Below are 20,142 nucleotides of genomic sequence, written 5' to 3' on the forward strand. Positions count from 1 at the left end.
TTAACAATCACTCACTGCGTGTTGGGCTGGTTAGATTATTTTACTTTGTAACTTTTTAGAAAAGCCAACAACTCGTGGCTTGGCATGGGTTTAGCGTACATAAAGCCTTGTACTTCATCACAGCCCATTTTTTTGAGTAAATCAGCCTGCGCTTGGGTTTCTACCCCTTCAGCAATGGTTTTTCTGCCAAGGTGACGACCCAGAGATATGACTAACTCGGCAATTGCCCCACTGTCTTCATCTGGAATATCTTTAATGAACGCGCGGTCTATTTTCAAACGAGAAAACGGTAATTTTTGCAAATAGCTGAGCGATGAAAACCCAGTACCAAAGTCGTCAATGGCCACTTCAACGCCAAATTCTTGAAGCTCTTCAAGGGTTTCTATCACCGCAGCGACTTCATCCATAACGACACTTTCGGTGACTTCTAGCTCGATGAACTGAGGATCAACTTGGTATTCGATTAAGGTATCTTTCACCGACTGCGCATAGTTTGCGACTTTGAACTGTGGCACCGATACATTCACAGCAATACTCATTTCCCAACCATGCTCCGCCAGCAGTTTTTGCTGCTCACAAGCTTGCTCCAGTACCCATTGACCAATATCGATTATAAGCCCAGCATTTTCCGCAAGCGGCACAAATATTGCCGGCGAAATATATCGACCGTTACCCGAAGGCCATCGTAACAACGCTTCACAACCAATGATTTTGAGTGTTTGTAAACAAAGCTGAGGCTGATACCAGACCTCAAGCTTGCGATGTTCAAAGTCTTGCCTTAACTGGCGTATCAATCCCAGCTTCCAGGCCATTTTCTCTTCAAGATCGGAGGTATACCAGCCAAGTACTCGGTTTGCCTGCTTTGCTTGGTTCAGCGCGATATAAGCAAGCTTTAACGTATCAAGGCCATTACACGCAAAATCTGATTGTTCACACACGCCAATTCTAAAATGGATCGACAATACATGCTCATTTACCTGATAGGGGATCAGTAAGCTATCCACAAACATACGTTCATCGAAACTTGCTTTGGGTAGTATCAAGCCAAATACATCCGCACCGATACGTGCCAACAATTCAGTTTGCGTAAACTCTTGCTGCAAGCGATGCATCACTGCCAGCAATAAATGGTTACCTACTTCTTGCCCAAGCCCATTGTTAATATCTGAAAACTGGGCTATATCAACCAGAATAAACAACAGTTCATGTGTTTGGTCTTTCTTATAGTAATGAGCGAGTTGTTCAACAAAGCTTGCTCTATTGGGTAACTTGGTGAGCGGATCTTTATAGGCTACATCTCTCAATTCATTGAACAGTTTAATGTTGTCTAAACCGATACTGACGTTCGCTAAAAAAATCTCCATAAACTGCAGTTGAGATTCTGTCGGCTGTACGTCGAGCTCAACATAAATTGCGGCACTGCGGTTTTTACCTTGCAAAAGCACGGTAATGTCATGCTCTGTTCGCTGATGTTCACCACTGCGAAAACAATTTTGCACTTGCATAATGACGCGGCCATTATCTAGCTGCTCTAGCCCTTCACCAAAAAATTCTTGGAAATGAGTTGTGCCGCCGAGCACCATAATTCGCTTATCCTGACCCTGTTGGCCACTGACAATACCATTGGGCTCACTACCGAGGATTTTGGCTAACTGTGATACAACAGCAAGACTAAAGGTGCGGATATCATTGTGCCCTAAGATACCTTTACTTGCGTCTAAAATAGACGTGAGTGCCGTACTTTGTGCTTCCAGTTCGCAGATCTGGCGATAAGAGCGCACCGCAGTCATCATTGACGTGACTAACTTGCTGCGCGTCAGCTCGGTTTTCATTTTATAATCATTGATATCGTAATCACGGATCACTTGCTCTTCTGGTGCATGACCCGGTTGGCCTGTACGTAAAATAATGCGTACATTTTGATTATCTAATTCATCTCGAACGCGTCTAGCAACTATCAGCCCAGCATCATCGGTTTCCATCACAACATCCAGCAGCATGACACATATCTCTGGTGTATGGATCAATTTATCAATGGCTTCTGCACCGGAATAGGCATGATGGAAACGTAGAGAACGCCCCCAAAACTCAACGCCAGATAAAGCAAGCGTTGTGACAGAATGAATTTCAGGATCATCATCAACCACCAGCACATCCCAAAAGGTGCTTTTAATTTCAGGCTCTTGCGTATCATCATCATGATCTAAAAATAAAAAATCATCTTGCTCAGATGCCATCTGTTATCCTTCAACTCACTACTTGCTCGAAGTATCAAATTTGTATTTACTTAGCCGTTTACCATAATACGAATTGTGATACATTTTTACTAATATGTATAAATTTTTGCTAACACGCTAGAAATATTATAGACGATGTTCAAACACTTGCGTGCCAGATGTTGCTAATCAGGTTTGGAGTTCGATATCAGAATTTTCATCAACTTAATGAGAGTCATATTTTTTATATTCTTGCTACTCGTATTGGCAGGATTGCTGCTGCCCCATCAGTTTCAAACCAACCAAAGCGCAATTTATCACGAAACACGCCCTGAGCAGTTTGAGCAACTCAACGACCTACATTATTGGTCTGAGTTAATGGCATGGCAGCACATCAGCGGTATGCAAAGTATTCATATCTCAACCCCGAGTAGCCACCCTGGTGCGCATGTAAAACTTGACCATCAGCTAGGCAATATCGAATTAACCATTATTAGCCAAACTCCACTAGTAACCCAATTTTCTGTACTGCTTAGTAATGAACATAGCGCAACGGGAACACTGCGCATTAGCCATGATAATAATCAAACCGTGGTAGGTTGGCAGATAACCGGTGTGATCCATTCCACCTTGTTTGGCGGCTTTGCTGCGCTTTATGCACAGCACTACTTAACGCAAATGTTGATCTCTGCGCTCAATAACTTAAATACTGAGCTAAAAATGCGAGCACAAATATGACTGTAAAAAATGCGCAAGCTAAAGCAAGCTTAGCCTCACTAATAGAAGAAAAGCTCGGTTTTGCGATGATAAAAAGACGAGATTTTGGATCTCGCTCAAGCTCTGATGAAAGCTATGGTGCACAAGGGACTATGCCCATTAGTTATGGTGTACGAAGCGAGGACAGCATCTTAAAAAGAGCGCTGAAACGGGCACAGCTTAATAAAATACAACGTCAACAGAACATTGAGCAAATTACAGCGCTGGCATTAAGCGTTTGCCCTGATGTGACCAGTCAAGGTCGCCCCGATCCCGACTGGTTAGAACATTTTATCGACCTAGCTGAAGATATTGCCAACCAAAATATGCAAAAGCTGTGGGCTAAAATACTCGTTGGTGAAACAGTCGCTCCTGGCACCTTCTCCATTAAGAGTTTGCAAACACTCAAACAAATGACGCAACGCGAAGCCTCAGCACTCCAGCGTTGTGCAGCGCTTTGTGGTTACCTTGAAAAAGAAGACAGCTACTTAATCTTACTTGGATATTATAAAAAGCCGTCGTTTTTTGATTTGCTGAGAAAAGGCAATAAAGAATCCATTAATTTGGGTGCGGCGGGGCTTAGCTTTCCAAACATACTGACATTAATGGATATTAACTTAATTTATAGAAAGGAAATTGAGTCGGCGAGTTTAAAACAAGGACAAACGTTGCAACTGACTTATCAAAATAAAAAGCTCACACTCACACCAAAAAGCAATGAACTGGTGCTCAGTTATTATAAGCTCACACAAACCGGCGACGAACTAAAAAAATTAGTCAGCTCACCCATTAACAAAAAATATAAACAAGCGCTGGAACAAGCGTTGGAGGCTGAGTTTGATTGCCAATGGGGAGCTTAAAGTAAAAAAGCGGCCCAAGCCGCTTTTTTAGATACCGAACGATGTATGTTCATTATTTAGAAATGGATCTCAATACCGGCAAACGGGCCTGAAACATCAATATCCGTTGTAATATCGTCAATATCATCAAGTTCGATCACCATTGAACGATAACCAGCCTTTAACGAAAGGTCCATTGCTAAGTTGCCCAACACCTCCCAAGCAACACCCACTTGGTAGTCTTGAATTTTACTATCGTCAATCGCCAGCATGCTACCTTCAGCAAATACGCTAAAACCAGTCATCGGCAAGCCAAACTGTGCGCGTAAGTAACCAAGTGGCACCAAGCCAGAGAAGTCTTTCACTTCGGTTGTTGTGGTGCCATCAACCGTACCTGTTAATTTAATAGAGCCGTCAAATTGTTTGAGGTTAAGACCAAAATCAAACGACACTAAGTCATTATCAAACAGCTCATAATACAAGGTATAATCGATATGGTTTAAGTCGGTTAGCGTATTGGCTGTAGTACCAACCGTGAAGTTTTTACCATCGAATTCGAACGTTTCTGATAGTGTTGTTGAACCATCCAGCTCAAGTTCCGTATAACGTAACTTAATATTTGGAATAAAAGGCACTGGGTGCTCAAGTGCAGCATAGTAACTAGAGAACGTCTCATCTTTAAAATTAAACGACTCCGAATTACCTTTTTCGGCGAAGCTACCTGAGTTATCTGCCTGCCACCCTTCTGCTCCCAAATATAACCCGAGCAGCGTATCTGCTTGAGCTGCAGGTGCTAAACAAGCCAGAGACAACGCGGCTGCGATACAATACTTTTTCATTTTTTATCCTTGCGCTAAAAGTTCACTGAGTTCAATAAGAGCGGCATTAGCTCTTGAAATATAGTTTGCCATCACCAATGAATGATTAGCAACTAAGCCAAATCCACTACCATTTAAGATCATTGGGCTCCATACGGTTTCCTGCGTCGCTTCCAACTCTCGAATTATCTGTTGCAAACTAACAGTAGCATTCTTTTTCGCTAATACATCAGCAAAGTCATATTCGACCGCTTTTAAGAAATGCAATAATGCCCAACTGGCACCACGAGATTCATAAAATACATCGTCTATTTTCCACCAAGAGGTTTTCACCTCGCTGTGACTCGGTGCATAAGTTGCTTGGTTAGCAGCGCTATCTCCAGCAAGATCGGTATTAACCCTTTCCTGCCCAACACTGGCACTTAGACGTTGACTCAAACTGCCAAGACGCTTTTCAGCTTCCTTTAACCAACCTCGTAAGTTGTCGGCACGAGCGTAAAACTGGCTATCTCGTTCCGCTGGACTGGCAATTAACGAACGGTATGTTTTTAAGTGTTCAATGCCCGTTTGATATTCACCTTCAGCACTTGGCCATGCCCATGCTGTCGAACTTATATTAAATTGTGGTTGCGCTTTTTTTAAAGATGGATGTTCTGTTGATTGCGACTGTGAGCGGCTAAAGTCCTTACGCATAGATAAAGCAAGATCTCTGACCATTTCAAGTGCCCCATATTCCCACGCAGGCATGTTGTCCATCATCACACTCGGTGGTAATACATCGTTAGACAAATAGCCACCCGGTTTATTAAGCAGAGTTTCGCTCACGTGTATGAGCGTATTGGTGGTGACATAACCCGTTACGAGCTTTTCATTATTGCTTTGCGCTTGCTGCTTGGCTTGCTCCACAACATTAAACTGATCCGGCTCTATACTCCAATATACAGCGAGTAAGTAGCCAATCAACAGCAAAGAACCTATCGCGCCAAAAATTTTTCCAAAGTGTTGCTGCATAGCTGCTCCTACCTTTAGTGATGACTATGTTGTGAATGTTGGTTATGTTTTTTGTTCATTTTATCTTGTAATGACACCACTTTAATTGGCACTTGCACTGTCTTTTTATCCGCAAAATATAAAGTGAGCACTCGTTCCTGGCCTTTTTTGAGCGGTTCGCTCGGCTCAAACGCCATAAGGTGGTAACCCCCGGGTTTAAAAGCGAGTTGCTTATGCGCCCCAACTTCAACCGTTGAGACTTGCTGCATTCGCATCATGCCATTGGTGTGTACATGTTCATGAATTTCTACGCGCCCAAGCCCTGAGATTGTGGCCTTAATAAGCTGTTTTTTCTCATTCGAATGGTTTGATAACTCAAAATAGGCCGCTGTCGAGGGTGCTGCTGGCAAAAACTCCCTAATGCGTGCATCTTCAATCACGATCGCTGATTGTTCAACCCCATGAGATGTAGAATGAGAAAGCACAGGCATCGCAGCTAAAGAAATGACGGAACAAACACCAAGAACCAAATGTTTAATGAACATATACTTTCCTTGAGAATAGCAATAACTGCCTAAATCATATCATGATTTAGGCAGTTTCGCGTTACCAATCCTACTGCTTTCTAGTTAATGTGATGACTCAGGTTCAACAACTAGCCAACCAACAGCTACCAGCAATAACAACGGAAATGCAATCAAAATTGAATTAAACAGCAGTGCTAATACTAGCCCAATGAGCACCACTAAAAACACGCCAATCAACCCCATTCCTAACAACGCCACTACAGCCACAAAGGCGATGATACCAATCAATACCGTAAATAATTCCATTCCCACCCAGCTTAAGTCTAGGACAAAATCGGGAATGCTTAACCATATGAGAGGTGAGTTTAGCCATGATAATGCTGAACAAACCATTAACGCTATCAAGACTAAAAATACGGTTTTCATGGCGTGCTCCTTATTAAACTTTGCTTGGTAAAACTGCGTAACCAACACCGTATGCCAATAAAGTAAACATAGGGAATTTTAGAAACAGCAACACAGTTAATAGTCGTGTGAGCCAAATAGGCATATTGAAGCGCTCAGCTACACCGGCACACACTCCAGCAATTTTTTTGTTTCTCATATCTTTAAAACATGTTTTTCTGTCGCGATAGCAGTTCATATAAAACTCCTTAAGCACTCACTGAGTTGCTTTGACTTTGCATTTTTTGTTTAAGTTGCGCCAGTTCAACGTCTATTTTTTCGTCTCGTTCAAATTGTGCAAATTGCTGCTCTGTATTGCTCTGGCCAAGCTCATAGCTTTCCACTTGTGCTTCGATGCGCTCCACTTTGCTCTCTAATTGCTCGAAACGCTGTAGTACATTGGTTACTTCATCGCTGCACATCGTCGTTCTAACTTTAAGTCGTGCACATGCACTTCGTTGTGTTCGTTCAAACTGTTGCTGCTTACTTCTCAGTGACGCTATTTTATTTGCTAGCTTATCCGCATCATCTTTAAGCTTTGTTAACGTTTTTTGTAACTCTTCATTTTGTGTCGTCAATAACTCTTGTGCCTCACCAAGCTTTTGTTTCTCTACCAAGGCGGCTTTTGCAAGATCTTCACGCTCTTTAGCTAAGGCATGTTCCGCCTTTTGTTGCCATGCTTCAATGCTTTTGGCGTTATTCTGCTGGCGACGCTCTAACGCTTTTTGCTCACAGATGATCACCGCTGCCGTACTGCGACACTCACTCAGTGCTTCATTAAGTTCAACCAATAATTGTGCGGCAAGCTTTTGTGGGTCTTCAGCTTTATCTAAAAACGCATTTACTTCTGATTTAATTAAGTCTTCAATTCGATTCATTAAAGCCATGTTGTGCTCCTTTGCATTTGGCGTTTGGTTAACTAGATAATCCAACCTTTGTGCCAAAAATAAAAAAGCGATAATAAACAATAAATTAAGGTGATTTTTGCAAGTATCTGACGGATAAGTCATGGTGATTAATTAGCCATGCCCACTAAAAAATAGTGATTTAGACCAACAAAAAAGCCGCATTGAATGCGGCTTTTTGTTGAGATGGTAAGTGATGATTATTCTTCAGGTACAAAACTTAGCGCTTTTTCCATCACCTTAAGATCGGCCTCTTTTTTATGACCATTTTCAGATAGATGGCGTCTAAATCCTCGAGCACCCGGCTGTCCTTGGAAAATACCCAACATGTGACGAGCAATGTGCCAAAAATTCGCACCTGCAGACATTTGTGCTTCAAAATAGTCATACATGCTTCGAACTACTTGATGACGAGTTTGAGTAAATGCTTCATCGCCATAAATTAATTCGTCAACTTGAGAGAGCATAAATGGGTTGCTGTACGCTTCACGCCCCACCATAACACCATCAATATGGTGTAAGTGGTGCAAACTATCTTCCATCGTTTTTACACCGCCGTTAATGCTGATGTGTAAATTTGGATAATCTTTCTTAAGTTGATACACACGAGGGTAATCAAGGGGTGGAATTTCTCTGTTCTCTTTCGGGCTTAAGCCTTGCAACCACGCTTTGCGTGCATGAATGATAAAATCATCACAACCAACTTGTGCAGAAGCCTCAATCAGTGCCGTTAAAAATTCATATGAGTCTTGCTCATCAATGCCAATACGCGTTTTAACCGTAACAGGAATATCCACTTGCGCTTTCATTGCAGCCACACAATCAGCAACTAACTGTGGCTCAGCCATTAAACATGCACCAAATCGACCATTTTGCACGCGATCTGATGGACAACCTACATTGAGATTAATCTCACTATAACCGTGTTCTGCTGCGCGTTTCGCACATTCAGCAAGGGCTTTCGGATCAGAGCCACCCAATTGCAACGCAACGGGCATTTCATGCTCTCCAAAGCTCAGATAGTCACCTTTGCCAAATAAAATAGCCCCAGTGGTGATCATTTCAGTATACAGTACCGCATGCTTAGACAGCTTACGGTGAAACGTGCGACAGTGCTTATCCGTCCAATCAAGCATGGGGGCAACGGAAAATCGTCTGAACGTTGAATCGCTTACCATGTTGGAATTTGAAACTGCCTGTGAATTTTTCATAACTACCTAATTGCTTTCAATGAATCTAGAAACCGACTAACCTTAGCTTCGCCTTGCGCACGTAGCCGAACGAAACCTAAGAGCGGAATTATACACAATGTAGATGAAACGATCAGTAAAAGATCTTTAATTCAAAAGGAGGGACATATTGAGTTTGTATGCACACTTCATTCTTGAGTTGATAATGGGCTACGAAAACGTAGCCCATTATATGCTTAGTAACCCAACACTGCTTCACAGCTATAGGTATAATAGCTAGATAAGCCTTCATAATAAGCTATTACATACTTATCACTTCTTTGTTTTCCAGTGAATCTGTAGCCATCAAACTCGTAATCTGGCATATCCACTTTACTTAAATACAATTTTTCAAGCACATTAATACTCGGATCGGCGATTTGAATATTAAACGTACCTTTTTTAATTGCATAGTTACCACGCATTGTGAATGTTTTACCTGTGAAGTAGGTATAATCAGGTGTAGCGTGACCAATCACTACCCGTTTATTTGCTTTTACACAAATTTGGAATAGATCTTCTGTTGTTACTCCGTCAGTTTGTTTTACAAAAAGCACGCCCTTACTAATCGTGTCTTTACTTGTAGGGAAAGGCTCATAACCTGTGCCAGCCGAATCACCGCTACCTTGAGAGTCACCGCTGCCAAATGAATCACCACTGCCGAATGAATCGCCGCTGCCAAAGGAGTCACAACTTCCAAACGAATCACAACTGCCTGATGAGTCGACTGAACTAAAAGCAGTTTCCACTTCAGCGTTTTTTAGATATGGTTGTGAGTGTTCGACACTGTTCAACCCATTTGCAATAGATTCAGCACCTGACGCTATAGTTTTACCAATATGTGCAGTTCCTACTGCAATCGGAAGGACTGCTAGTAAATTAAACTTCATTGTTTTTCCTTAACTAAAATAGTATTTAGGTTGTTGTTGTAGCCACTAAGAACCCTCAACAACTGATCCTTAGCAACTGAAAAATAACGGTCCCAATATTTAGCCGAAATATGATTGGTATGGCTCACCATTGTGACACATAAATATTTTAATGACCCACTGAGTAAAATTTTTGACTCAGCCGTCGAGGCGCTTTCCAATTGTGTTACGCAGCGATTAAGAGATAAAATTAAATCTCTATGTGTCTGGCTTACTTCAATATTCTGCGTTAACCCAATGATTATATCTTTCAACTCTTCCACTAGTTTGGATGTTTTTTGTTGAGCTTTGAATAGCGGTTGCTCTAGATGTGATGCTTTTGATATGAACTCATCAAACACATCATGTGCTTTTCTCCGATTCTCATCCTGTTGAATAAACTGAAATTTAATAGGCTGACAACCATGTATATATGCGCCATCACTACCATTTTTGATTAACGCTGTAGAGTTTTTAGCGACCACAGACTCTAAACTTTGCCTCGCTTCGTTGAAAATACGTGTACTTTGCAATTGACCACCAAAATTTGCTTTAACTTGCAGTTCAGCCTTCATTTTCGCCAAATAGAGTTTATCTTGCTGATCATGATACTGAGAGTATCGACTATGGTGATGTTGTTCACCATAAAAGCCTAAATCACACCCTAATAGGGTGATATTCTTAAAACCTAACTCTAACAACATAGCTAAAGCTGCATTCGCGACTGTTGGATTACAGTGGTATAGGGGCTTATATACCGGGTCAAGTGCCTTCAAAACATAAGTCCCAATATCATTAGCTTTGGCAAACGCCAACTTACGATCAAACAAACTCAAAAGTTGAGGCGCTACAGTGTTCAATGTTAACAATACTGTATTTTTTAAACGGGGATCAGCCAGAGAATCTTGTTTTAGGTGAAAAATACCAACTGTACGCTCCATCTCAACATGAAAATCAGGCGTTATTCCTTGATTCAGTAAACTCGCAACGGCTGTTCCACAGGAGACAATAAGTGCACCTGTTGTTTTTTTTATCTCCTCAATGTCATTGTCTAAACTTGGACCATTCCCAACAATAATCACGTTCGTATTTATGTCAAAGTACTGCGCAAACAAAGGTGGAGACTTGGTAATATGAGGTAAATTTTCAATCGTGTGGTTAAGCCCTATTAATTCATCTTCAAAAAAACCCCACATGCTAGCTAAATGATTTCGCCAGGATTTAAAATTTTCGACTAACTCATCAAACAATTCGCAGTTATAGTGCCTAAACAAGCTGATATCTGCCAGCAATCCATAGCCAAATTCGGAGTTTAAACGCTTCATCTGCTGTATAAACTCGCGATAATTTTTAGGTTGAAGCAAGTGTAGGCTTCCCCCTTGTGCCTCACAGTGAAACTTTAGTGCTTTAAAATCTGTATAGTGGCAAGCAAGCTCAAGCTGATTCTCATCACTTTCAACAATAATGATATCCGTATAGTTGACCTTTTGTATCAACTTAGGAATGTGTAATCCTGAGCCCCCCCCCAGAAGAATCAATGTGCTCCTTGAGGGAACAGATGTGAGCTTAAAGCCCAGCTCTTTAGCATGTTGAGTCATGCCATGAATAAACTCCTGATGTAGATAAGGTGAACGAGTCGGAGCTGAAAAATTCATCGCTAAATGTAAAGGCGCAGAAAGAAATAGAGCGACTTGTTGCTCACAAGCTTGATTGGGGCAATGACCATAAAACTCTGAAGCATATTGCTTCGCCTCATCAGTCGACCATGATACGCCAGATCCATTAAGCCGCGTTGCGCCTAACGTTTCCATGATCTCCCTGTTCACTTGATAGTTTTGCATACTTAGCACTAACAGCATTCCTTAAATTAATCAATTGCATAGCCAGCAACAGCCTAAGCATACCTCAATGTGCAAGTAAACGGAACAATCTATCCCGAAAAGCAACTCGTGCTTCCTTTTATTTCCATCCGTATATGTACTTTGCTATATAGTCGCGCTTGCGCATTACGTTAGACGCGATAAACTAGCAACGAAATATAAAAGAGGCAGATATTTAAGGCATGAAATCCCATTTAGGCCGACGAGCTTTCTCCGCAATGGAGTTACACACGCTATTTAATGGCTACATTTATGGTGATGAAAAGCAGCCTCGAGAACAACCTAAACATTGGCATTTTTGGCTACCACTTATCGCCTATTACACCGGCGCATACAGTGATGAAATAGGCAGTTTAACGCTAGATGATGTTGTCAAAAAAGATTCTGTACACGGTTTTAATTTTACAACTCATGGAAAAATCCAGCACAGGTTTATACCTATTCATACCGCACTGTGGCAGGCAGGATTAGAAAACTACATTAGTTTTGTAAAAACTCAAGGGCAAACACGACTGCTGTTCGACTTACCCTCTAAATCAGGTAGGTATAGTGAAAAAGTGCGTATTTGGTTTTCGGGTGAGGGGGAACGCTTGGGGTATTTACAAAAGTGTGGCCTACCTAATATAGATCAGCAAGGGCATAAAACAGCCATAAGCAGTTTGCGATTAAACTTTGAACAGCAAGTTCGTATTGCTGCCATTCAACGTGCTAATAAGCCCGCTTTTCATTATCTTATGGGGTTAAAAGATGAGCTGCTCACTCAATCACCCGTTCCAAACTTACTTAAGCAAATTGTTGCCCCAATTAGAGTGATAAACAGCAATGTGCATTGGCAAAGATTTATTGAGCGACATAGCTAATCTCCTGCGTAATAGATTGCGAAAAAATGCTACTTTTGGCTGCGATATTTTTCGGGGGGGTTACCGGATACTGATTGTATTTTATCAGGCATAAAAAACGCCACCTAATTAAGGTGGCGTTCTTTCATTTTGACAAGTAAGTGGTATTAACCACCTGTTACAACTCGTGTTTCACACGTTAAGGTAACTGCTTGAGAGATAGGACTCGTAGCTGCACCTGTAGTTGTATTAGTCACAACAGATTGACCACCACTAGCAACTTGTGCACCACGCACTGTTGTGCGTATCGTGTAGTTCGCGTTAGCTTCTAAACCAGATAATCTGAATGTTGAGTTACCTAAAGAAGCAGCAACTGAAGCAGCCTTACCATTTTTAGCATAAGTTACCACTGAACCAGATAAATCAACAGCAACAGTACCATTTGAAGTATCTGCACAGGTTCCAGCTAATGTAAAGTCAGCATCAAACGTTTGAACTGGGTTGCCTAAAGTAACCGGAATAGCACCACACACGTTCACTTCGCCATTTGAGTTGTACCAATCATTACCTGAGTAATCATACACTCTAACATTAGCTGTTGCAGTTGCACTAATACCATATCTTGCAGTTGCGCTGCCAGATATAATCTGCTTTGAATTACCGCGTAAGTAACTACCAATTGAACCATCAGAAGACGTAATTGAAACAGCTAAACCACGAGGAGGCACAGTGCCACTTGTAACGTTAATAGAAACACCGTCTTGACACACTGGCGCACTTCTGTTCACTGCGAAGAAAGTTAAGTGGTCTGTTTTAAACTGTGCAGCAAACGTACCATCTGCATTTTGCGCAGTTACTGTTGCTTTGTTTGTTTCGCTCTGCCACTCACCTGTATCTTCATTGTGAGATGCAACATCAAGCACGTCACCCACAGTTACACCGCTACTTGCCGGTAGCGTTGTGGTTAGTGTAATAGGCTTACTAAATTGCTTAATTTTTGTTGTACCAGCTTGCATATTAACGTTAGTTACACCAACAGGTGTTGCAACTTGCGTAGCGCCAGCGGCATTTAAACCTTCTGGAATAATTTCACCAACGCTATTATCATTTGAGTCAGCAGCTAATACACTTAGTGATACATCGCCACCACTTACAGGGGCTCCTGTTGCATCTCTTAGCTCAGTGCTTGCATCAATAGCGACCCCAGTACCGCCTTTACCACTTTCAGTTTTTGCTTCAACTGTTACTTCAGCAGTTGTCACAGCGCCATCAACCGCAACAGCTTCTGTACTTTCTTTTAAGCTATTACCAGCAATCTTCTTTAGGGCAAACTGTAAAGGCACATCCTTAGCACCTTCTTCTGCTTCAGCGTTTAGGTCCACAATAAAGCTTTTTGCAGCGTAACCTGTTTGCGTTACCACTGCTGTTACTTCACCAGACGCGCCTTCTTTACTTAAAAAAGTAAAGCTGCCTGATGCATCAACAACCACCGAAGTTAAGTCGGCACCGTTAACATCAGTTAAGCTTGTTGCAGCAGCACCATCAACTACAAATTTAACCGTCGCTCCTTCCAATACATCAGCATTACCTGAGTCGATAACACTCACTGCAAACACTTTAGCTGGCTGCTCGGTAACCAAATCAGAAGGAGGTACTACTTCAGTAGTAGGCTCTGTTGGTGTCGGTGGTGGATCAACTTTTACATTGTTATCGTTGTCGCTAAAACAACCTGTCAATGTTAACGAAGCAGCGATTGAGACTGCCAAAAGAGTTTTTTTATTAGCAAGCATGATTAGTCCTTGTTCCATTTTTTTTTTGCAAGAGCCCAAACAACCCCCGCAGAGTTTGAAATTCAAATTTATACTATAGGAAACTTTGTGTTTATTGCCACCTGTTCCTATTGATATTTTTCAATAACATCTACTACAGCCTATTTTTTAAGCAGGATGCTTCGTTATGATTCACCAGCAAAAGTAACAACGTATTTTGCTTTGTGCATCAACTTAACTTTTTACACTACCACCAACACTACTGGAGACATGAGCAACAAAATTTTTATAGCACTGAATAGAGTATGAGTAGTTGATAAATTATACAAGCACCTCTTAATAAAAACCACCATAACTTATAACTATTCATAAACTTAGCTAATATTAAAGTTACGTTACCCTAGTAGCTACACACACTAATCTATCGGTGCGTTAAATAAACCTCACGCAAACGGGCCAAATTTGCATAAATATAGCTACTTGACAAACGGCCTTGGTTTAACAAGGTTGTGGTGATACTGACTGGCGTCTCTATTTGCTCAGCTCGGCCTATTGTTACATTATTGTGCGACTCACCGATACGCGTACTTACACTATGACGCCAAGCTTCATTACCTTTAATTTGGCCATAACTCGTTGCAACCATATCTTTACGCGGCGTTAAAGGAATACTAAAAGATACACCTGCAACCTGCACATCTGTATCTTGTGCAAATACAGAAATATAGCTATCACCAAACCAGAAACGAGTCTCTACTTTCACACCGCTATCATCATAAAAGAAGCGCCCAGCTGTTGCATGAAAACTCACATCTTTTTCGATCCAATTATAACGATACTCTAACGCTTGATAATCACGATCCAAATCATAATCTTGATATTCTAAATAACCAATATCCGCTGTGAATTGATGGCGACCATTGTTACTAAGCCAAACCGTTTCATTTTTTATGCCAGTATAATCTTGGTTGAATTCTCTAAAGAACCCGACATGGGTTTGGTTATAAATACCGTAAGGCAGCGCAAAACTTTGGTATAGCGTGGCTTGAGTTATACCATCTTTTTCAGCTAATTTGCCAAATGCTTTACCTTGCTCGTAATCATCGGTTTTTGCGAGTTCAGATTGAGCACTGATACTCAAACCGCCGCCGTACCACATAGGTAAGTCTAAATCGGCTTTTACAGCCAGCGAAAAGTCATACACACCAAGTTCTGTTGCTGTACGTTGATTTAACGCAGGCCCTATAGTTAAGCGAGGTTTAAAGTAAGGACTATTAGCATTTGGCATACCAACCCAAGATACACTACCAAGCGGCTCCATTTCGCCGCGTCGTATATCCATATCTGGTGTGGTGCTGGTATTGATAAACTCACGGTAGTTATCTACGTTACCGCGCACAAATAACATTGGCATGCCACGATTTAAAAGCTGAATGCTGTATTTTGCATCAGGCTCATCAATGTGCTCTGCAATACGCCCTAACACTAGCCCGATTGCGTCAATGTCATTTCGGTTAAATACAAAGTTCTCAAAACTTACAACGATATGGGGCTCTCTATTAAAACCAACACTTACCGCCTCAAAGCCATCGTCAATTAACGCATTTTTAAGCTCGCGAGTTTGTAAAGTAAGCGACTTACTGAATTTATCTCGCTCAGCCACTTCTTGCTTTGCTTTTTCTAAAGGTTTTTGTGCGAGCTCTTGCTGCTTTTGATAATGCGCTTTAAACGCAGCTTCTCGTTGATTGTAGTTATCTAAAATAGGCGCAGGTGCAGCTTCTGTCGGGTCATTGAGTGTCGCTTGCTTAAACAAAGGCATCGAGAAGTTTAAACCCCAGTAAGTATCCTTATCGGCGTGATCTGTATTACTATAAAACTTACTGGTGAGCGTTAAAGTGCCTACATCGTAAATCCACTCCTTAGGCACAGTTAAACGTAAGCCTGCATTTACAGCATCCGCATCATGCTCAACCTGCAATGCAAACCAATCTAATGGTTGCCATTCAACACCTGCAAAAGCACCATCCATTTGCCCAGTAGTACGATCGCTGACCGCAAAGCCTGCTGAAAACCTAAAGTCGTTCCATTCACGAGAACCTGCTAAATAATAGGTTTCATAGTTATTTGCCGCTCCACCTAAATCTTTACCGCCGACAGCTAAGTTAAACCAATCTTTAAGGATAAAAGGGATTTGATATTTAAGATTAAAAGAAAGGTCTCGCGTTTGACCTTTTTTTTCAAACATATTGTCATGCATTGTGGTCGATGCTATCTGACCGCTCACTTCAAGGCCATCATAAACGCCAGCAGAAAAGATGAAGTTATGCCCCTCAACATATTCAACACCACGAAGATCTAATTGATTATTGTAGCCAAAGTCAACAACACCTTTTTCTAATATTTCAGCATTTGGGGTATTAAAGAGGCCAGTATAACCTGCAAATGAAGAATAGCTTGTAATTTGACTATCAGCTAAAACAGGCGCACTAGCAAGAACAACGCTAACTGCAAAGATCTTATTTATTTTTGACATGTACACAGACCAATTTATAGTTTTAAATTTTTGGTTCAATTGAGATAGAGATAGCCTGCTACCTCTACCACGACTACTAGAGTTATTAAGCTATCGTACAACTAAGTATAGAAAAACCCAAGCTATTGACATCTAATATGTACAAAGGCAATTTAGCTTAAGCTTCAATAAACGCATCAGTTGAACCTTTTCACTGTTAAGCTATGGCTCACTAGATGTTAAAGTTTTCTAAAGTTAACAACTTTTTTCTCGTCTTCTTGCGGAGCATTCAGCACCTGATGTTTTTCATTCCACACCAAATCACAAATACCGTCTGTAGGATTAAACCCTGTAGGTGCCTCTAACAACAATTTACGGATAAGCTCATGATCAAAGTTGTGACACGCTGCATCCATTGCGCTCATAAAACCTTCAAGCTCTACCATTGGCAATTTTACTTCATTGGCAGTCATGATCCGTGGATGAGAGGTTTCTTCTACATTGTCACCAATCAATAACTCTTCATATAACTTTTCACCTGGGCGCAAGCCGGTACATTCAATTTCAATATCACCATGAGGGTTTGACTCTGATTTAACCTCTAAGCCAGAAAGATGCACCATTTTGGTCGCTAAGTCTTTTATCTTAACTGATTCACCCATATCTAACACAAATACGTCACCGCCCTTGCCCATTGCTCCAGCTTGGATCACTAACTGGGCAGCTTCTGGTATCGTCATAAAAAACCGAGTGATATCTTTGTGGGTTAAAGTAATTGGGCCACCTTCTTTAATCTGCTTGCGGAATAGAGGCACGACAGAACCACTAGAACCCAATACATTACCAAAACGTACCATGCAAAAACGGGTATTTTTAGACGTTACTTTACTTTCAGCCAAGGCTTGTAATACTAACTCTGCCATACGCTTGGTTGCACCCATTACATTGGTAGGGCGCACCGCTTTATCTGTAGAGATTAATACAAAGGTCTCTACTCCTGCGTTAATAGCGGCTTTAGCCGTGTAATAAGTACCAAATACATTATTGCGAACACCCTCAACGACATTTTGCTCTACAAGCGGTACATGCTTGTAGGCCGCAGCATGATAGACAGTTTGCACCCCAAAGGCTTTCATGCAAGTTTCGATACGGTTGACTCGTTGCACCGATCCCATCACTGGTACTATTTCCAATGACACGCCTTTATTCAATGCGAGCTGATTTAGCTCCTTTTCAATGCTATATAAACCAAACTCCGACACTTCAAAAAGCACTAACTTGCTAGGTCCATTTACTATAATTTGCCTACATAGCTCAGAGCCAATAGAACCACCAGCGCCAGTCACCATAACGACTTTGTCTTTGATATTTGCAGCCATCAGCTCTGGTTTGGGTGTTACTGGGTCTCTGCCCAATAGGTCTTCAATTTCAACTTCTTTGATTTCATCCAATTGCGCTTTACCGTCGATAACATCAGCCATACCTGGTACTGTCATCACCTCAAGTGGAAGCTTTTCTAACTTAGTAAGTATTTCTTTACGGCGAGAGCGCGGCACACTAGGCAATGCCAGCAACACCTTTTTAACTCTTTTTTTGTCTATTAAATTATAAATCTCACCAAAGGCAACAACGGGGATCCCTTGGATAATAGCTCCATGCTTACCACTATCATCATCTAGATACGCCGTAACATAATAGTCAGGCCCGGTTGCAAGCGCCGTAGCTAGTTGGCGGCCTGCATCACCAGCACCGTAAATCACTACTGGCGTTTTAGTCACCGCAGATAAGCGCCAAATAAGGGCCCGCACCAAAATACGAGAGCCTCCTAGCGATAAGACCATCAGCCAGCCATAAATAACAGGCATAGTTCGGGGAATCGCAGTTTGGGTAAAAAACGCCGCCATCACCAATACCACTGTACTAACAACAGTGCCAAGAACTACCGCCCCAACGGCATTAGCTCCAACATAGCGTAGAACAGCGCGATAAAGCCCTAAGCGCACAAAAATAAACAAGCTAACGGGTAACAAAATAGCCAATAACAGCCAATTTTTGGTGACACTTAAAGGAGCAATGCTATCGAGCCTAACAATTAGCGCCAACCAAAAAGCAGAGATAATAAAAATAGAGTCTAGCGCTAGGGTAATGAGGCGTTTTTGGCTACGAGAAGCCCCTAACAAAGTACGAAACCAACTATCCATTGTGTTCCTTTTTTATTCCAATACGAACAAAAATCGCAGATGAACTAAAGCATAGTACATGTTGCAGTACATTCAAAGCGAAGCAAACATGCTTGAAGGAAATATGAAGAGTACAATTGTACCCTTCACCTTTTATTTTGATGCTCTTTGAAGTACTTGCTCAATAGCAGCGCAAGTTTTGTTAATTTCATCAGTTGTAAGTGTTGGATGTACCAAAAACATTAAAGATGTTTCGCCTAGTTCTACTGCATTCGTTAAGCGCTCTTTTGGCCGCCAAGGCGTACTATCAAAGGCTTTTTCTAGGTAAACTTCAGAGCAGCTACCTTGAAAACAAGGCACACCACGCGTGTTGATTTCGTCGACTATGCGGTCTCTTGTCCAACCTTCATTAAGCTCCGCAGAGTTTACAAACAAATAATGTTTATACTCTGCATGTTCAATATAATCAGGCACGCGCACTGTACGTACCACATTGAATGCTTTTGCAACTTGATCTATCGCCTGAGCATTGCTTTGCCTTTTTGCTGTCCAATCTGACATACGAGTGAGTTGAATACGACCAATTGCAGCTTGCATTTCTGTCATACGCCAATTAGTGCCAAAACTCTCATGCAACCAGCGAAATCCCGGGGGGTGTTCACGATTGTAAATAGCATCAAAGCTTTTACCGTGGTCTTTATAACTCCACATTTTTGACCATAGGTCTTTGGAGTTTGTAGTAACCATTCCACCTTCGCCACCTGTGGTCATAATTTTATCTTGGCAAAATGACCAAGCACCTATATGCCCTATAGTACCAACCGAACGCCCCTTATACTTAGCGCCATGAGCCTGAGCACAGTCTTCTATAACATAGAAGCCATGCTCTTTACTGAGGGCCATAATTGCATCCATTTCAGCAGGCATCCCAGCTAAATGCACCACAATAACTGCTTTTGTTTGAGGTGTTAAAACCGCTTTAATAGACTCAGCAGTAATAGCTTGGCTATTTAAGTCAACGTCGGCAAATACAGGTGCAGCTCCCGCTGTAACGATACTACTTGCAGAAGCTAAGAAAGTACGAGGAGTAGTAATAACCTCGTCTCCTTCGCCAACGTTTAATGCTTTCAACGCAATATCTAACGCCAATGTGCCATTACCAAGTGCAATCGCATATTCAGCACCAGTCCAAGCTGCAAACTCTTTTTCAAATTCACGCCCTTCTGTACCTGTCCAGTAATTCACCTTATTAGAAAGTACAACTTTACTTACTGCGTCTGCTTCTTGCTGAGTAAAGCTAGGCCAAGGGGAAAACGGGGAATTTAACATC

At 41.6% G+C, this 20,142-nt stretch carries 17 protein-coding genes; 3 read left to right on the top strand and 14 right to left on the bottom strand.

The features are described 5' to 3' along the window. Nucleotides 1-35: 35 nt before the first annotated feature. Nucleotides 36-2,237 (bottom strand): bifunctional diguanylate cyclase/phosphodiesterase, encoded by a 2,202-nt coding sequence (locus AC5FX4_RS17940; protein WP_493607675.1) that lies wholly within the window; start codon nt 2,235-2,237, stop codon nt 36-38. Between the two features lie 207 nt (nt 2,238-2,444). Here AC5FX4_RS17940 and AC5FX4_RS17945 point away from each other — a divergent pair, with 207 nt between their 5' ends. Together AC5FX4_RS17945 and AC5FX4_RS17950 are read left to right on the top strand one after the other, a co-directional pair. Next, complete coding sequence (locus AC5FX4_RS17945) at nt 2,445-2,954, top strand: SRPBCC family protein (protein ID WP_493607676.1); 510 nt, start codon at nt 2,445-2,447, stop codon at nt 2,952-2,954. Next, nucleotides 2,951-3,832 (top strand): TIGR03899 family protein, encoded by an 882-nt coding sequence (locus tag AC5FX4_RS17950; protein ID WP_493607677.1) that lies wholly within the window; start codon nt 2,951-2,953, stop codon nt 3,830-3,832. The genes AC5FX4_RS17945 and AC5FX4_RS17950 overlap by 4 nt, the downstream gene beginning before the upstream one ends. A 56-nt stretch (nt 3,833-3,888) precedes the next feature. Here AC5FX4_RS17950 and AC5FX4_RS17955 read toward each other — a convergent pair whose 3' ends face one another. From AC5FX4_RS17955 to AC5FX4_RS17995, 9 genes are all read right to left on the bottom strand, one after another. Then, entirely contained in the window at nt 3,889-4,650 is a 762-nt protein-coding gene (locus AC5FX4_RS17955) for a TIGR04219 family outer membrane beta-barrel protein (RefSeq protein ID WP_493607678.1), read from the bottom strand. A gap of 3 nt (nt 4,651-4,653) precedes the next feature. Further along, the gene (locus tag AC5FX4_RS17960) at nt 4,654-5,640 is read right to left on the bottom strand and encodes a DUF2333 family protein (RefSeq protein ID WP_493607679.1); all 987 of its coding nucleotides are present in this window, start codon (nt 5,638-5,640) and stop codon (nt 4,654-4,656) included. A 14-nt stretch (nt 5,641-5,654) separates the two neighbouring features. Beyond that, a complete protein-coding gene (locus AC5FX4_RS17965; protein ID WP_493607680.1) occupies nt 5,655-6,164 on the bottom strand; it encodes a copper chaperone PCu(A)C in 510 nt (169 codons plus the stop codon). An 84-nt stretch (nt 6,165-6,248) separates the two neighbouring features. Continuing rightward, nucleotides 6,249-6,572 (bottom strand): hypothetical protein, encoded by a 324-nt coding sequence (locus tag AC5FX4_RS17970; protein ID WP_493607681.1) that lies wholly within the window; start codon nt 6,570-6,572, stop codon nt 6,249-6,251. Between the two features lie 13 nt (nt 6,573-6,585). After that, nucleotides 6,586-6,789 carry a PspC domain-containing protein gene (locus AC5FX4_RS17975; RefSeq protein WP_493607682.1) on the bottom strand — a complete coding sequence of 68 codons (204 nt, stop codon included), beginning with the start codon at nt 6,787-6,789 and terminating at the stop codon, nt 6,586-6,588. A gap of 10 nt (nt 6,790-6,799) precedes the next feature. Beyond that, the gene (locus AC5FX4_RS17980) at nt 6,800-7,477 is read right to left on the bottom strand and encodes a PspA/IM30 family protein (RefSeq protein WP_493607683.1); all 678 of its coding nucleotides are present in this window, start codon (nt 7,475-7,477) and stop codon (nt 6,800-6,802) included. A gap of 218 nt (nt 7,478-7,695) precedes the next feature. Then, complete coding sequence (gene dusA, locus AC5FX4_RS17985) at nt 7,696-8,706, bottom strand: tRNA dihydrouridine(20/20a) synthase DusA (protein WP_493607684.1); 1,011 nt, start codon at nt 8,704-8,706, stop codon at nt 7,696-7,698. Nucleotides 8,707-8,921: 215 nt separating this feature from the next. After that, nucleotides 8,922-9,614 (bottom strand): hypothetical protein, encoded by a 693-nt coding sequence (locus tag AC5FX4_RS17990; RefSeq protein WP_493607685.1) that lies wholly within the window; start codon nt 9,612-9,614, stop codon nt 8,922-8,924. Beyond that, nucleotides 9,611-11,443, bottom strand: coding sequence for a motility associated factor glycosyltransferase family protein (locus AC5FX4_RS17995; protein ID WP_493607686.1), 1,833 nt, complete (start codon nt 11,441-11,443; stop codon nt 9,611-9,613). Before AC5FX4_RS17995 ends, AC5FX4_RS17990 begins: the two co-directional genes overlap by 4 nt. 251 nt (nt 11,444-11,694) lie before the next feature. On the opposite strand from AC5FX4_RS17995, the gene AC5FX4_RS18000 reads away from it, so the two are divergent. Continuing rightward, the gene (locus tag AC5FX4_RS18000) at nt 11,695-12,372 is read left to right on the top strand and encodes a site-specific integrase (protein ID WP_493607687.1); all 678 of its coding nucleotides are present in this window, start codon (nt 11,695-11,697) and stop codon (nt 12,370-12,372) included. Nucleotides 12,373-12,518: 146 nt separating this feature from the next. Here the strand turns inward: AC5FX4_RS18000 and AC5FX4_RS18005 are convergent, their stop codons facing one another. The 4 genes from AC5FX4_RS18005 to AC5FX4_RS18020 all read right to left on the bottom strand — a co-directional run bounded on the left by AC5FX4_RS18005 (nt 12,519) and on the right by AC5FX4_RS18020 (nt 20,141). Further along, nucleotides 12,519-14,141 (bottom strand): hypothetical protein, encoded by a 1,623-nt coding sequence (locus AC5FX4_RS18005; protein ID WP_493607688.1) that lies wholly within the window; start codon nt 14,139-14,141, stop codon nt 12,519-12,521. Between the two features lie 400 nt (nt 14,142-14,541). Further along, nucleotides 14,542-16,653: a YjbH domain-containing protein gene (locus AC5FX4_RS18010; protein WP_493607689.1), complete on the bottom strand. Its 2,112-nt coding sequence runs from the start codon at nt 16,651-16,653 to the stop codon at nt 14,542-14,544. 218 nt (nt 16,654-16,871) lie between these two features. After that, nucleotides 16,872-18,833 (bottom strand): polysaccharide biosynthesis protein, encoded by a 1,962-nt coding sequence (locus AC5FX4_RS18015; RefSeq protein WP_493607690.1) that lies wholly within the window; start codon nt 18,831-18,833, stop codon nt 16,872-16,874. Between the two features lie 132 nt (nt 18,834-18,965). Continuing rightward, entirely contained in the window at nt 18,966-20,141 is a 1,176-nt protein-coding gene (locus tag AC5FX4_RS18020; RefSeq protein ID WP_493607691.1) for a DegT/DnrJ/EryC1/StrS family aminotransferase, read from the bottom strand. Nucleotide 20,142 lies beyond the last annotated feature (1 nt).

This window comes from Pseudoalteromonas sp. ATL1 (assembly GCF_058933015.1).